13 protein-coding genes are annotated in these 12,912 nt (G+C 69.8%); 3 read left to right on the top strand and 10 right to left on the bottom strand.

Features of this window, described 5'->3' with window-relative positions:
- Positions 1-1,473: a long-chain fatty acid--CoA ligase gene (locus AB0K11_RS09815; RefSeq protein WP_364975288.1), complete on the top strand. Its 1,473-nt coding sequence runs from the start codon at positions 1-3 to the stop codon at positions 1,471-1,473.
- 51 nt (positions 1,474-1,524) lie between these two features.
- Positions 1,525-2,172, top strand: a complete 648-nt coding sequence (locus AB0K11_RS09820; RefSeq protein WP_364975290.1) for an NAD(P)H-binding protein — start codon at positions 1,525-1,527, stop codon at positions 2,170-2,172.
- Here the strand turns inward: AB0K11_RS09820 and AB0K11_RS09825 are convergent.
- From AB0K11_RS09825 to AB0K11_RS09840, 4 genes are read right to left on the bottom strand one after another with little or no spacing between them, the layout of a single operon-like run.
- Positions 2,169-3,509 (bottom strand): MFS transporter, encoded by a 1,341-nt coding sequence (locus tag AB0K11_RS09825; protein ID WP_364975292.1) that lies wholly within the window; start codon positions 3,507-3,509, stop codon positions 2,169-2,171. The two genes, AB0K11_RS09820 and AB0K11_RS09825, sit on opposite strands and share 4 nt — an antisense overlap.
- Positions 3,510-3,540: 31 nt before the next feature.
- Positions 3,541-4,011 carry an RpiB/LacA/LacB family sugar-phosphate isomerase gene (locus tag AB0K11_RS09830; RefSeq protein WP_364975294.1) on the bottom strand — a complete coding sequence of 157 codons (471 nt, stop codon included), beginning with the start codon at positions 4,009-4,011 and terminating at the stop codon, positions 3,541-3,543.
- Positions 4,008-4,970: a ribokinase gene (locus tag AB0K11_RS09835; protein WP_364975296.1), complete on the bottom strand. Its 963-nt coding sequence runs from the start codon at positions 4,968-4,970 to the stop codon at positions 4,008-4,010. Before AB0K11_RS09835 ends, AB0K11_RS09830 begins: the two co-directional genes overlap by 4 nt.
- Positions 4,963-5,970 (bottom strand): LacI family DNA-binding transcriptional regulator, encoded by a 1,008-nt coding sequence (locus tag AB0K11_RS09840; protein WP_364975297.1) that lies wholly within the window; start codon positions 5,968-5,970, stop codon positions 4,963-4,965. Before AB0K11_RS09840 ends, AB0K11_RS09835 begins: the two co-directional genes overlap by 8 nt.
- A gap of 193 nt (positions 5,971-6,163) precedes the next feature.
- On the opposite strand from AB0K11_RS09840, the gene AB0K11_RS09845 reads away from it, so the two are divergent.
- Entirely contained in the window at positions 6,164-6,730 is a 567-nt protein-coding gene (locus AB0K11_RS09845; RefSeq protein ID WP_364975298.1) for an isomerase, read from the top strand.
- Here AB0K11_RS09845 and AB0K11_RS09850 read toward each other — a convergent pair.
- The 6 genes from AB0K11_RS09850 to AB0K11_RS09875 are packed head-to-tail and all read right to left on the bottom strand — an operon-like array spanning position 6,708 to position 12,912.
- On the bottom strand, positions 6,708-7,088 hold the full coding sequence (locus AB0K11_RS09850; RefSeq protein WP_364975301.1) for a glyoxalase superfamily protein: 381 nt from the start codon (positions 7,086-7,088) through the stop codon (positions 6,708-6,710). The two genes, AB0K11_RS09845 and AB0K11_RS09850, sit on opposite strands and share 23 nt — an antisense overlap.
- A 4-nt stretch (positions 7,089-7,092) precedes the next feature.
- Positions 7,093-7,533, bottom strand: coding sequence for an SRPBCC family protein (locus AB0K11_RS09855; protein WP_364975304.1), 441 nt, complete (start codon positions 7,531-7,533; stop codon positions 7,093-7,095).
- Between the two features lie 3 nt (positions 7,534-7,536).
- Positions 7,537-7,770 (bottom strand): antitoxin, encoded by a 234-nt coding sequence (locus AB0K11_RS09860; RefSeq protein ID WP_264010809.1) that lies wholly within the window; start codon positions 7,768-7,770, stop codon positions 7,537-7,539.
- A 9-nt stretch (positions 7,771-7,779) separates the two neighbouring features.
- Positions 7,780-10,164 carry a cation-translocating P-type ATPase gene (locus AB0K11_RS09865; RefSeq protein ID WP_364975307.1) on the bottom strand — a complete coding sequence of 795 codons (2,385 nt, stop codon included), beginning with the start codon at positions 10,162-10,164 and terminating at the stop codon, positions 7,780-7,782.
- Positions 10,161-11,744, bottom strand: coding sequence for a serine hydrolase (locus tag AB0K11_RS09870; RefSeq protein ID WP_364975310.1), 1,584 nt, complete (start codon positions 11,742-11,744; stop codon positions 10,161-10,163). Before AB0K11_RS09870 ends, AB0K11_RS09865 begins: the two co-directional genes overlap by 4 nt.
- Positions 11,745-11,796: 52 nt before the next feature.
- Entirely contained in the window at positions 11,797-12,912 is a 1,116-nt protein-coding gene (locus AB0K11_RS09875; RefSeq protein ID WP_364975312.1) for an MBL fold metallo-hydrolase, read from the bottom strand.

Genomic DNA, 12,912 nt, shown 5'->3' on the forward strand with positions numbered 1-12,912 from the left:
ATGACCAACCTCTTCTCCATGCTCGACCAGGCCGCGTCGCGCTTCGGTGACCGCGGCGCGGTGTTCCTCGGCGAGCAGCAGCTGTGGACGTGGGGGGAACTGCGCGAGCGGGTGCTGCGACTGGCCGCGTCACTGCGCCCTCTCGGTCCCGGCGCCCGCATCGCGGTCGCCAGCGAGAACCGCCCGGAGATCGTGGAACTCATGTTCGCCGCCTGGGCCGCCGAGAGCGTCGTGGTGCCGATCAACTTCAAACTGCACCCGTTGGAGATGGCGCAGATCCTCGACGACGCCGACGTCGCACAGGTTTTCGCGTCGCCCAAGATCGCGGAAGGGCTGACAGGCACGACCGTCCGTCCGGTGGAGGTGATAGCCGGCGACGAGTACGCCGCCCGGCTCCGCACGGCCCCCGGCGAGGTCCCGACCGATACCGACCCCGAGACGCTGGCATGGCTGTTCTACACCAGCGGCACCACCGGCCGGTCCAAGGGCGCGATGCTCTCGCACCGCAACCTGACCGCGATGGCGGTGTCCCATCTCGCCGACTTCGACTCCCCCGACCACGATTGCGCGCTGGTGCACGGCGCGCCGATGTCGCACGGCTCGGGGCTCTACATCGCGCCGTACGTGCTGCGCGGCGCCCGGCAGGTGGTGCCGGTGTCCGCGGCGTTCGAACCCGACGAGTTCCTCGATCTCTGCGAGCACCATCCGGGCTGCAGTGCGTTCCTGGCTCCGACGATGGTGCAGCGGCTGGTGCAGACCGGGCGGCCACGGCCGGCGAACCTGCGCACCGTGGTCTACGGCGGCGGCCCGATGTACGTCGACAGCCTGAAGAAGGCGATGGCGGCGTTCGGGCCGATCTTCACCCAGCTCTACGGACAGGGCGAGGCGCCGATGACGATCACGGGTCTGCGCCGGGCCGACCATCTCGACTCCGACGACGCGGTGCTCGGCTCGGTGGGCTACGCCCGCTCGGGGGTGGACGTCGCGGTGCTGCGGGAGGACGGCACCCCGGCAGCCGCCGACGAGATCGGCGAGATCGTCTGCCGCGGCGACGTCGTGATGTCGGGGTACTGGCGCAACCCGACGGCGACGGCGGCGACGCTGCAGCGGGGCTGGCTGCACACCGGCGACATGGGGTCGTTCGACGGCCGCGGCTTCCTCACTCTGCGGGACCGGTCCAAGGACGTGGTGATCAGCGGCGGCAGCAACATCTATCCGCGGGAGGTCGAGGAGGTGCTCATCGAGCACCCCGGCGTGACCGAGGCGTGCGTGGTCGGTGCGCCCGACCCGGAGTGGGGTGAGGTGGTGGTGGCGTTCATCGTGGGCACCGCGGGCGCCTCCGAGCTGGACGCCCACCTGCTCGAGCGGATCGCGCGGTTCAAGCGGCCCAAGCGCTACGAGTTCGTCGACGAACTGCCGAAGAACAGCTACGGCAAGGTGCTCAAGCGGGAGCTGCGCGCGCAGCTGGCGTGAATCACGGCCACCGCACGTTCGGCGATGCGGGCGATCGGGTATGCCATCAGGATGCGCATCGTCGTCGCGGGCGGCCACGGAAAGATCGCCCTGCTACTGGAGAAACTGCTGTCCGAACGCGGCGACTCGGTCGCCGGGCTGATCCGCAACCCCGATCACACCGCCGACCTGCAGGCCGCAGGGGCCGAGGCGATCGTGCTGGATCTGGAGAAGGCCACCCTCGACGAGGTCACCGCCCAGCTGCGGGGCGCTGACGCGGTGGTGTTCGCGGCGGGCGCAGGCCCGGGCAGCGGTGCGGCGCGCAAGGAGACCGTCGACCGCGACGCCGCGATCCTGCTTGCCGACGCCGCCGAGGCGGCGGGCGTGCGCCGGTACCTGATGGTCTCGGCGATGGGCGCGAATCCTGCAGCGGCCGACGACGCCGCCGACGACGAGGTGTTCGTCGCCTATCTGCGCGCCAAGGGCGCCGCCGACGAGAACATCGCCGCCCGCGGCGCCCTCGACACGACGATCGTGCGGCCGGGGATGCTGACCGACGACCCGGGCACCGGGCAGGTGCGGATCGCCGAATCCACCGGGCGCGGCAGCATTCCGCGCGCCGATGTCGCGGCCGTGCTCGTCGCGGCGCTCGACACCGGTGGCAGTAGGACCTTCGAGTTGATCTCCGGCGACACCCCGATCGACGAGGCGCTGGCTTAGCGGACGGTCACGCCCGCCTCGCCGCGGATGAACGCGTCGACACCCGCGCGTTCCTTGGGACCCCAGGTCTCCCTGGTGGCCATCACACCGCCGAGTCCGACCAGTCCTACGGTCACGTAGAACAACGCGGGGCCGATCCAGCCCAGCCCGTCGGCGAGCAGCACCGCGAGGAACGGGGCGAAGCCGGCGATGGACGCGGCCACCTGGTAGCCGATCGACGCGCCGGACGTCCGCGTCCTGGTGGCGAACAGCTCGGCGAACCACGCGGCCTGCGTTCCGGTCAGCACGGCGTGGATGAGGCCGATGCCGATGATGAACACCACCGCGATCAGGAACGGTTGACCGGTGTTGGCCAACAGGTACATCGGGATGCCGAACGCCACCGCGAGCAGACAGCCGACGAGATAGACACGTCGGCGGCCGATGCGGTCGGTCAGATTCCCGGCGAACAACGTCGTGCCGACGGCGATCACGCTGGCGATGACGACGCCGGTCAGTGCGGGGGTGCGGTCGGCCGGGTCGCGCTGGGCGATGTAGCTGAGCAGGTACGTCGCCGTCAGGTAGTAGGCGCAGGACTCGACCACGCGCAGCGCGATCACGCGCAGGATGTTCCGCCAGTCCTCTTTGATCACCGTGAGGAACGGGTTGCGCACCACCTCGCCGAGGGCCTTGGTGGCCACGAACTCCGGCGACTCGCTCAGCCGCATCCGGACGAACAGCCCGACCGCGATCAGGATCGCGCTGGCCAGGAACGGGATTCGCCACGCCCAGTCGCTGTCGAGGGAGGCGCTGGCCAGGAATGCGATGTTGGCCAGTGCGATACCGAGCGGGTTACCCGCCTGCGGGATGGCGGCGAATCGGCCGCGGTGCCGCCACGGCGCGTGCTCGTAGGCCATCAGCACCGCGCCGCCCCACTCCGCGCCGAAGGCCAGCCCCTGGATCATCCGGATCGCCACCAGCAGCACCGGGGCCAGCACACCCACCTGGGCGTAGGTCGGCAGCAGCCCGATCAGCACCGTGGCGATGCCCATGATGAGCAGGGCGCCGACGAGGACGGGCTTGCGGCCGTACCGGTCGCCGAGGAAGCCGCCGACCGAACCGCCGATGGGCCGCATCAGGAAGCCGACGCCCAGCGTGGCGAAGGACAGCAGGGTCCCGGTCACGGGGTCGGACTCCGGGAAGAACACGTCGCCGAAGTACAGCGCCGACGCGGTGCCGTAGGCGACGAAGTCGTAGTTCTCCACGCAGGTGCCCGCGGCTGCGCCGAACGCGGTCTTCAGCTTCCCCGGTGATCCGTGTTCGGCTTGCCTGCGGGTGGTGTCGATGTCGGTGGTCATTGCCGATCTCCTTTGATGGGCGGGGCGGACGTCAGAGGCCTGCGGCGAGCTCGCGCGCCGACTGCTTCTCGAGGTCGTGCAGTTTCCCGACTCGGCGCACGGTGTCCTCGTCGTCGTCGAAGCGGGCGGCGAGGAACGCCTCGAGCACCTCGCCCGCGGTGGCGCGGCCGATCACCCACGCCCCCATGGCGATCGCGTTGGCGTCGTCGTGTTCGACACTCTGGTGCGCGGAGTACACGTCGTGGCCGAGTGCGCACCTGATCCCGGCGATCTTGTTGGCCGCCATCACCGCACCCGCACCCGTTCCGCACACCAGCACGGCGCGGTCGGCGTCGCCCTTCCTGACCGCGTCGCACGTCGCGAACGTGACGTCGGGGAAGTCGACCGGTTCGTCGCTCGGCGCGCCGCGGTCGATGACCTCGTGGCCGAGTCCTTCGAGCACCTCGCGCACATGGGCCTTGAGCGGATATCCGGCGTGGTCGTTGCCGAGTGCGATTCTCATGAACGTTCCTTCGTTGCGGCAGTGTCGGTTTCGAGTTCGTCGTCGGTTTCGAGTTCATCGCGGTATGGGATGGAGTCGATGGCGCCTGGCCGGGTGACCGAGACCGCGGCCGCGCGCACCGCGTACCCGATGGCGGCGGTGAGGTCGTCGGGGTCGACGGTGAGCCGGGCAGCCAGGTACCCGATGAACGTGTCACCGGCCGCGGTGGAGTCGACCGCGGCGACCGCCGGTGACGGCACGTGTGCCACCCCGTCGTCGCTCCAGACGAAGGCGCCCGCGCTGCCCGCCGTGCACACGACACCCGCGCCCGACGCCGCCACCACCGCCGCCATGTCGTCCTCGACGCCGCCGAGGGTGTCGTCGCCGCGCATCCGCTGCGCGATGTCGGCGAGTTCGTGTTCGTTGACCACCAGGAGATCGGCGAGATCGAGGAGGTTCTCGACGGCCGAGGGCACCGGTGCGGCGTTGACCACCACGGTCGCACCGGCATCGCGTGCGGTGCGGGCGGCGTGCGCCACGATCGGCATCGGCGTCTCCAGTTGCAGCAGAAGGTGATCACCGATGCCGATGCCGGCCAGCCCGGCCGACACCGCATCCCTCGACAGCGTGCTGTTGGCGCCGGGCGACACGACGATCGTGTTCTCGCCCGCGTCGTCGACGGTGATCAGTGCGCGGCCCGTCGGTATGCCCGCGACGGTGTGCAGGTGGTGGGTGTCGACGGATTCGCCCGAGAGTGCCGTCCGGATCACGTCGCCGTCGGCGTCCTCGCCGACGACCCCGACGATGCGGGTGGCGGCGCCGGCCCTGGCGGCGGCAACGGCCTGGTTCGCCCCCTTGCCGCCGGCACCGACGGTGACGGTGGAGCCGAGCACGGTCTCCCCCGCCGCCGGGATGCGGGCGACCTGCACCCGGTGGTCGGCGTTGAGGCTGCCGACGACGAACACCCGCCGCTCAGCCATGAGGCGCTCCCACTGAACGGTCGACGAACTTCGTCGGCAGGACGACGGACTCGGGTGTGCCGCCGCCGATGACCTCGAGCAGCAGCGTCACCGCATGCCGGCCGATCGCGCCGGGGTCGTGGGCGATCACCGACATCGGCGGGTCCAGGAAGGGGAACCACTCCGTGTCATCGAAGGCGATCAGGTCGATGTCGGTGCCGATGGTCAGGCCGTGGCCGCGCAGCGCCGCGAGTGCGCCGACGGCCATCAGGTTGTCGGCGGCCAGCAGCGCGGTCGGCCGATTCGGATGAGCGAGCAGGCGTTCGGTGGCTTCGGTGCCGCTCGCTTCGCGGAAGTCGCCGAACGTGATCAGGTCGCCGTGCACCTCGAGGCCGTGCGCGGGCATGGCCTCGACGAAGGCGTCGTGGCGGTCCCGGCCCGTCGAGATGGACTGCGGGCCACCGATGAACGCGATCCTGGTGTGCCCGCGGGCGGCGAGGTGGGCGATCGCCTCGTCGAGGCCGGGCCTGCTGTCGGTGGTCACGCTCGGCACGTCGAGCCCGTCGACGGTGCGATCGGCGAACACGGTCGGCATGCCGCTGTCGATCAGCGTGTCGAGGCTGCCCGATCCGCGGCCCTGCGGGGTGATCACCACGCCGTCGACACGCTGGGTCAGGAACGTCTCGAGGTAGCGGTCCTGCTGGTCGACGTCCTCGTTCGCGTTGCCCAGCAGCGTGACGTAGTCGGCGTCGAGCGCGGCCTGTTCGGCGGCGTGGGCGACATCGGCGAAGAACGGGTTGCGCACGTCGGAGACCAGCAGGCCGATGGCGTGCGTGCGGGTCGACCGCAGGGAGCGTGCCTGGGCGTTGGGCCGGTATCCCAGTGCGGCGGCCGCTTCGGTGACCCGGGTGCGCGCGCCCGGCGACGTCGCGGGATGGCCGGAGAGCACCCGCGACACGGTGCCGAGCGAGACTCCTGCGCGCGCGGCCACGTCGCGGATCGTGACGCCGTTGCTCGCCAACAGTCAGCCCCTTCGCTGTGGAAACGTTTCCATGTGAACGTTTCCACGTAAGCTACGTCACACTTCGCGGGGCCGTCAAGGGTGGCCCCTTCGTGATTTCGGCGCGCTCGCGATCGCTGCGTGAACGAGAGCGCGCCGAAATCACCGGCCGCACTCCGGCGCGTCGCGCCACCGGCTGTGGTTACCTCGGAGGATGGCCTACCGGATCGACCCCGACGTCCTAGCCCGGGTGGCGAAGGAAGTGACCGGCACACCACTCGCAGGCGGCGAGTTGATCCGTCGCACAACGGAACTGCTCGCAGCGGAGTACCCGGACCTGATCGACACCGGCGGCGGACGCTGGGTGGCCAGCAGGGCGGGCGGCGTGCTGGGCAAGGTGCGGTTCCTGTACTTCAGCCCCAGCGAGTACATCGTGCTGTTCGGCTCCCCCACCGGCACCGTGGGGTTCTCCGGCCGCTACAAGCGGGTGGAGATCCACAAGTTCCTGATCGCCGGCCAGATCGACTCGTTCGACCTGGAGTCCGACGACCTGCTGCCTGCGACGCTGCGGGCCGGCGAGCACACCTGCCTGGAGAAGGGCCGCGTGCGGGGCCTGACGATCCACCCCGGCAGCTGGCACATCGAGTACGGCCGCGGCGCGGTGGTGACCACGCTGCCGTTCGCGATGGTGGACACCCTGCTGGTGTCACTGGAGGTCGAGTCGGTACGGCGCTCGGCCGTCGAGTTCGGCCGGCTGCTCAGGCGCCGGATGCGTCGCTGACGCTCCGCTCGCAGAATCGCAGCTGGTTGCCGAACGGGTCGGTCACGTCGACCGTCAGACCCCACGGCGCGCTCTCCAATCCCGGCTTGGCGAAGCGGTAGTCGCGGCCGGACAGCTCGGCATGGAATTCCCGGATGCCGTCCATCGGCAGGAAGACGACGCTCCCCGGGGTGCCGTCGCCGTGGTGCTCCGACAGGTGCAGGATCAGGTCGGAGCGGCTGATCTGGGCGTAGCGCGGGAAGTCGGGTCCGAACCGGTGCTCCCAGTCGGTCCCGAAACCCAGATAGCCGAGGTAGAACTCGTCGGCCCTGGCCTGGTCGAACACTCTGAGCACCGGGATGGCGCGGTCGAATCGCATCGGTTCAGGCCGGCGCGAAAACGGCTTTGAACCGGTTCAGCGATTCCTGGATGTCACTCCTGAGCGCGCCGGCGACCACCATGCCGATCGGGCCGAACAGAGCCGGTCCGCCCAGGTGCACGTCGAAGGTGACCGTCGAACCGCCGTCGGCGGCGGGCTTCACCTTGCCCACGAGCTTCACCTTCACCCCACCCTTGCCGTCGCCGTTGAGCGTCATCGCCTCCGGCGGCCGGTAGTGCACGATGGTCCAGTTCACCCGGTTGGGCATGCCCTTGACCTCGACGATCGAGTCGATGCGGGAGCCCTTCTCCAGGGTCTCGGGCAGCTTCGACCGCCACACCCGGTGGATGGTCAGCCACTCCTTATAGCGGGACAGATCCGAGGCGGCCGCCCATGCGTCCGCCGGCGACAGCGGGACATCGACGGAGACAGACAGTTTGGCCATACGTCAGGGGCGTGGCGGCACCGGCGGCGGCGGGACCGGCGGGTGGCCGGCCGGGCCGGGCCCGTGCGGGTTGTTCTTGTTGACGTAGTTGCGGGCAGCGCCCTGCGCCTTGTCGACCTTGTCGGCGTACTTACCCTTGGTCTTCTGATCGAAGAGGTTGGCGGCCTTGTCGATCGCGCCGCTCGCCTTGTCGGGGTTCTTCGACACCCAGTTCTTCACCTTGTCGAAAATAGCCATGCGACCAGCTTACCGGCCGCGCCACAGCCGCCGTCGCTCCCCGAGGACCGACCCCTGGACCCACCACAGCACCTCGATGACCAGCGCGCCGATCAGCCCGATGCCCAGCGCGGTCGCTGTGATCGCCGCGTTCGACGGGTCGAGGATGAACAGCTCCTGCGCCCACGGGATCGAGAAGATCACCACGTACGCCAGCGCGGAGACCGCCACCAGCGCCACCCGCCACCACTCGTAGGGCCGGGCCACCACCGCCAGCACCCACACCGCCCCCACCAGCAGAGTGATCAGCGCCGCAGTGGAGGCCTGCGTCTGCTCGGTCAGCGTGGAGTTCCTGCCCTGATAGGCGAGCAGATAGGAGACGAAGGTGGACGTCCCGACCACCAGGCCCGACGGCAGCGCGGCGGTCATCACCCGGCGGACGAACCCGGTGTGGGCGCGTTCGCTGTTGGGCGCCAGCGACAGCACGAACGCCGGTATGCCGATGGTGAACCACGCCGCGATGGTCACGTGGATGGGCTGGAACGGGAACAGCAGCGGATCGGTGTCGAACACCTCGGACGACAGGCCGGCCAGGCCGACCAGCACCGCCAGCAGCACCGAGTACACGGTCTTGGTGAGGAAGAGGTTCGACACCCGCTCGATGTTGCCGATCACCCGCCTGCCCTCGCCGACCACATAGGGCAGCGTCGCGAACCTGTTGTCCAGCAACACGATCTGCGCCACCGCCCGCGAGGCCGAGCTGCCCGATCCCATCGCCACGCCGATGTCGGCGTCCTTGAGCGCGAGCACGTCGTTGACCCCGTCACCGGTCATCGCGACGGTGTGGCCGCGCGACTGCAGCGCATGCACCATGGCCCGCTTCTGGTCCGGCCGCACCCGGCCGAAGGTGGTGTACTCCTCCAGCGTGTCGGCCAGCCGGTCGGGTTCGTCGGGCAACTGGCGTGCGTCCATCGTCTCGCCGGTCAGCCCCAGTGATCCCGCGACCGCACCCACCGACACCGCGTTGTCGCCGGAGATCACCTTGACCGAGACACGTTGCGAGGCGAAGTAGTCGAGGGTGTCGCGGGCGTCGGGCCGCACCCGCTGCTCGAGCACCACCAGCGCGACGGGCGTCACCGTGCCGGGCGCGGACGCGTCGTCCACCGCCACGTCACACGAGCCGACCAGCAGCACCCGCAGCCCCTGCGCGCCGATCTGCTCGGCCTGCGCCGCCGCCGGTGACGCGGGGTCCAGCAGCACGTCGGGTGCGCCGATCACCCAGTTGCCGTGCTCGCCGTAGGACGCGCCACTCCACTTGGTGGCCGATTTGAACGGCGCGGTCGCGGTCGCGGGCCAGCCCGGCGGCGTGGTGTACGCCTCGGCGATGGCGAGCATGCTGGCGTTGGGCCGGGCGTCGTCGGCGGCCAACTGCGCCAGCACATCTGCGACGTCGGCAGCCGACAGCCGTTGCGTGTCGGCCACCCGCATGCCGTTCTCGGTGAGGGTTCCGGTCTTGTCCGCACACACCACGTCGACTCGGGCCAGCCCCTCGATGGCGGGCAACTCGTTGACCAGACACTGACGGCGGCCGAGCCGGACGACGCCCACCGCGAATGCGATCGACGTCATCAGCACCAGGCCCTCGGGGACCATCGGCACCAGCGCGCCGACCATCCGCAGCACCGACTCGCGCCAGTCGGCGCCGGTGGTGAACAGCTGGGTGTAGATGATCAGCAGCCCGGCGGGAACCAGCAGATAGGTGATGAACTGCAGGATCTTGTTGATGCCGCTTCGCAGTTCGGACTTCACGAGTGTGAACCGGGTGGCCTCCTCGGCGAGCTTGGCCGCGTACGCTTCCCGACCCACCCTGGTGGCCCGGTAGGCCCCGCTGCCCGCCACCACGAAGCTGCCCGACATGACGTGGTCACCGACGTCCTTGGCGATCGGGTCAGCTTCGCCGGTGAGCATTGATTCGTCGACCTCGAGGTTGAGCTCCTCGATGACGTCGCCGTCGACCACGATCTGATCGCCCGGCCCGAGCTCGATCACGTCGTCGAGCACCACCTGATTGGGCAGCACCGCGACCGGGCCGGACTGTCTGCGCACCAAGGGTTTCGCCTGACCCACGATGGCGAGCTCGTCGAGAGTCTTCTTGGCCCGCAGCTCCTGGATGATGCCGATCGCGCTGTTGGCGATGATCAGCAGGCCGAACGCGCCGTTGATCACCGACCCGGTGGACAGCACGATGACGAACAGCACGCCGAGGATCGCGTTGATCCGGGTGAAGATGTTGGACCGGACGATCTCCCGCGTGGTGCGTGCCGCCCGGGTGGGCACGTCGTTGGTCTTGCCGTCGGCGACGCGCTGGGCGACCTCGGCGTCAGACAGCCCGGCGGCCACCAGGGCTGCGCTCATCGGGTGAAGACTCCGTTGCCTTCTTCGTCGTAGTAGTCGAGGGTCAGCTTGTCTCCGTCGAACGTCGCCGCGGACACCGTTCCGGGCGGCGAGTTCTCGCTCACCCAGGAGTAGCTGAAGACGTTGCCTTCCCACGGCGTCAGCTCCACGTCGAGCTTGGTGCCCATCTTCAGCCGGAGCGCTCCGCCCTGCTCGATGACCGTTGCCGGGCCCCAGAAGTCGTTGCCGTAGACACCGGCGTAGGACGACAGCGGCGCGGGTGGCTTGGCGCCGGCAGGCCGCTTCTTGCCGACCAAATCGCCGACGGGCTTCTCCATCTGCTGGAAGACGTTGTTGTACAGCTTGTACCAGTCCTCGCGGACCTCCCCGAACTGAACCAGGTCGGCGAACTGCGCGGTCAGCGCCTCGGGCACGCCGGCCGGGGTCGCGTTCGTCAGCGCGATGATGCCGACGTCGGCCGACGGCAGGAACAGGAAATTGGTGCCCGCGCCCGATTCGAAGGCGCCCGAATGGCTGAGCTCGGTGCGGGCGCCCGACGTGGTGCCCACGTTGAAGCCGTACCCGTAGAAGCCGGTGCGCATCGCCGGTTCACTGGCCGGGCTCGACACCACCTGCGGGGTGAGGGCGGGCAGCAGCGCCTTCGGGTCGATCAGCGTTGCGCCGTCATGCTTTCCGTCGGCCAGCACCATCGCCAGCCACCGCGCCATGTCGTTCACCGACGAGCTGGCGCCGCCGGCGGGCGCCTCCGGATCGGCGTCGCGGACGTACAGCGGCTCGTAGCGGTCGTCGATGTGGATGTGCCCCGCGGCGCGGTTGGGCCTGGCTTCGTAGTCGGCGAAGCGGTAGCTGGTGGACTCCATCCCGAGCGGGCCGAAGATCGCCTCGTCGGCGAGGTCCTCCCACTTCCTGCCCGCCGCGGCGGCAACCGCCTCGGCGCCCGCGGTGTAACCGAAGTTGGTGTAGGCGTACGAGATCCGGAACGGATCGAGTGGCAACTGACGCAACTTGTCGAGGATGTACTCCTGGGAGTAGCCGAGGTCCTCGATCTGGTCGCCGGCGTGGTCGGGCAGGCCGGACCGGTGCGACATCATGTCACCGACGGTGACCATCCGGGTGACCGCGGGATCGGACAGCGCGAACCGCGGTAGCTTCTCCACGATCGGGGTGTCCCAACCGACCGCCCCCTTGCCCACCTGATGGGCGACCACCGTCGCGGCGATCGGCTTGGACAACGACGCCAGCTGGAATGTCGTGTCGGGGTTGACCTTGTTGTCGTCACCATCGCCAGCCCTGACGTCCTTGACGCCGAAGCCCTTCGCGTACACCGTTTTTCCACCGTGTACCACCGCGACGGACATACCGGGGATGCCGGAGGCGTCCATCAGCTTCTGGACCAGGCCGTCGAGCTCGGCGACCGCGTTGTCCACCGCGTTCTCGGGCAGCGCCATCGCGGGCACCAGTGGCGGCGGGACGTCGGACTCCTTCGACGCGGACTGCGCCGGCTCAGCCGATTCGGAGTCGCACCCCACTGTCGATACCAGCAGCAGGCCGGCGACGGCGGCGCTGATCAGTGCCCTCATGATCAGCACCGTAGCCGTCGGGCACCCGGTTGGGCGGTCAATGCGCCCGACGTTACAACTGCCACCACGGCGCGGACGGCCGGATGGTGTCGCGGTCGATGCGCTCTCCCGGCTTCGGCACGACCACCGGCACGCCTGCGGGATCGGCTGCGCGCAGCAGGCGTTCGACCGGTTCGGCCCACGGATGCGGCGCGAGCCGGAACGTCGCCCAGTGGATCGGCACCAACAGCCCGGCGCCGGGCTCGGCCACGTCGAGGTGTGCGCGCACCGCGTCCTCGGGGTTCATGTGGATGTCAGGCCACGCCGGGTGGTACGCCCCCACGGGCAGCAGCGTCACATCGAACGGCCCGTGTTCGGCGCCGATGTCGGCGAAGCTCCGGCTGTAACCGGTGTCGCCGCCGAAGAAGGCGCGGTGGCTCGGACCGGCGATCACCCACGACGCCCACAGCGTCGTGTTGCGGGCGAACAGCCGACCGGAGAAGTGCCGGGCCGGGGTGCACACCACCGTCAGGTCGCCGATGCGGTGGCTCTCGTTCCAGTCCAGTTCGACGATGCGGTCCTCGGGGATGCCCCACTTGCGCAGGTGCGCGCCGACGCCGAGTGGCACGCAGAACGGCGCCCACTGGGTGCGCGCCAGCCCGAGGATGGTGTCCATGTCGAGGTGGTCGTAATGGTCGTGACTGATCAGCACGGCATCCACGGCGGGCAGTGCCTCCAGTTCCACCGGCACGTCGTGCAACCGGTGCGGCCCGACCTGACGCGACGGCGAACACCGGGAACTCCAAATCGGGTCGGTGAGCACCCGGTACCCGTCCACCTCGACCAGTGCCGAGGAGTGTCCGTACCAGTGCACCGCCAGCTCGGCCGCCGTGCGGTCCGCGGCGGCGGGGGCGGCGAGCGGGATGGGGCCGCCGGGGGTCGAGTCGCGTCCGGTCAGCAGTTCGCGCACCAGCAGCCGCTGCTGCTCGGCGTCCAGGCTCATCTGCGACGTCGGGTCGAGATTGACGAACACGCCGTCGCGGTAGTGCGGTGACCGCCGCGCGACGGCCGCGATCTCCGCGGGCGTGGCGCCCAGTGCGGCGGGAGTGCCGTGCAAGGCCCGCAGCACCCAGCTGCCGCCGAGCAGCGAGGCGGTCCCGAAACCGAAGCGCAGCGCGGCCCGCAGCAT

It is taken from the genome of Mycobacterium sp. NPDC050551 (genome assembly GCF_040674075.1).
In the GTDB taxonomy this organism is placed as follows: domain Bacteria; phylum Actinomycetota; class Actinomycetes; order Mycobacteriales; family Mycobacteriaceae; genus Mycobacterium.

What these genes read in the sequence shown, in the direction of transcription:
- AB0K11_RS09815 (WP_364975288.1), top strand. Translation starts at nt 1, where the DNA reads ATGACCAACCTCTTCTCCATGCTCGACCAGGCCGCGTCGCGCTTCGGT.
- AB0K11_RS09820 (WP_364975290.1), top strand. Translation starts at nt 1,525, where the DNA reads ATGCGCATCGTCGTCGCGGGCGGCCACGGAAAGATCGCCCTGCTACTG.
- AB0K11_RS09825 (WP_364975292.1), bottom strand. Translation starts at nt 3,509, where the DNA reads ATGACCACCGACATCGACACCACCCGCAGGCAAGCCGAACACGGATCA.
- AB0K11_RS09830 (WP_364975294.1), bottom strand. Translation starts at nt 4,011, where the DNA reads ATGAGAATCGCACTCGGCAACGACCACGCCGGATATCCGCTCAAGGCC.
- AB0K11_RS09835 (WP_364975296.1), bottom strand. Translation starts at nt 4,970, where the DNA reads ATGGCTGAGCGGCGGGTGTTCGTCGTCGGCAGCCTCAACGCCGACCAC.
- AB0K11_RS09845 (WP_364975298.1), top strand. Translation starts at nt 6,164, where the DNA reads ATGGCCTACCGGATCGACCCCGACGTCCTAGCCCGGGTGGCGAAGGAA.
- AB0K11_RS09850 (WP_364975301.1), bottom strand. Translation starts at nt 7,088, where the DNA reads ATGCGATTCGACCGCGCCATCCCGGTGCTCAGAGTGTTCGACCAGGCC.
- AB0K11_RS09855 (WP_364975304.1), bottom strand. Translation starts at nt 7,533, where the DNA reads ATGGCCAAACTGTCTGTCTCCGTCGATGTCCCGCTGTCGCCGGCGGAC.
- AB0K11_RS09860 (WP_264010809.1), bottom strand. Translation starts at nt 7,770, where the DNA reads ATGGCTATTTTCGACAAGGTGAAGAACTGGGTGTCGAAGAACCCCGAC.
- AB0K11_RS09865 (WP_364975307.1), bottom strand. Translation starts at nt 10,164, where the DNA reads ATGAGCGCAGCCCTGGTGGCCGCCGGGCTGTCTGACGCCGAGGTCGCC.
- AB0K11_RS09870 (WP_364975310.1), bottom strand. Translation starts at nt 11,744, where the DNA reads ATGAGGGCACTGATCAGCGCCGCCGTCGCCGGCCTGCTGCTGGTATCG.
- AB0K11_RS09875 (WP_364975312.1), bottom strand. Translation starts at nt 12,912, where the DNA reads ATGCTGCGGGCCGCGCTGCGCTTCGGTTTCGGGACCGCCTCGCTGCTC.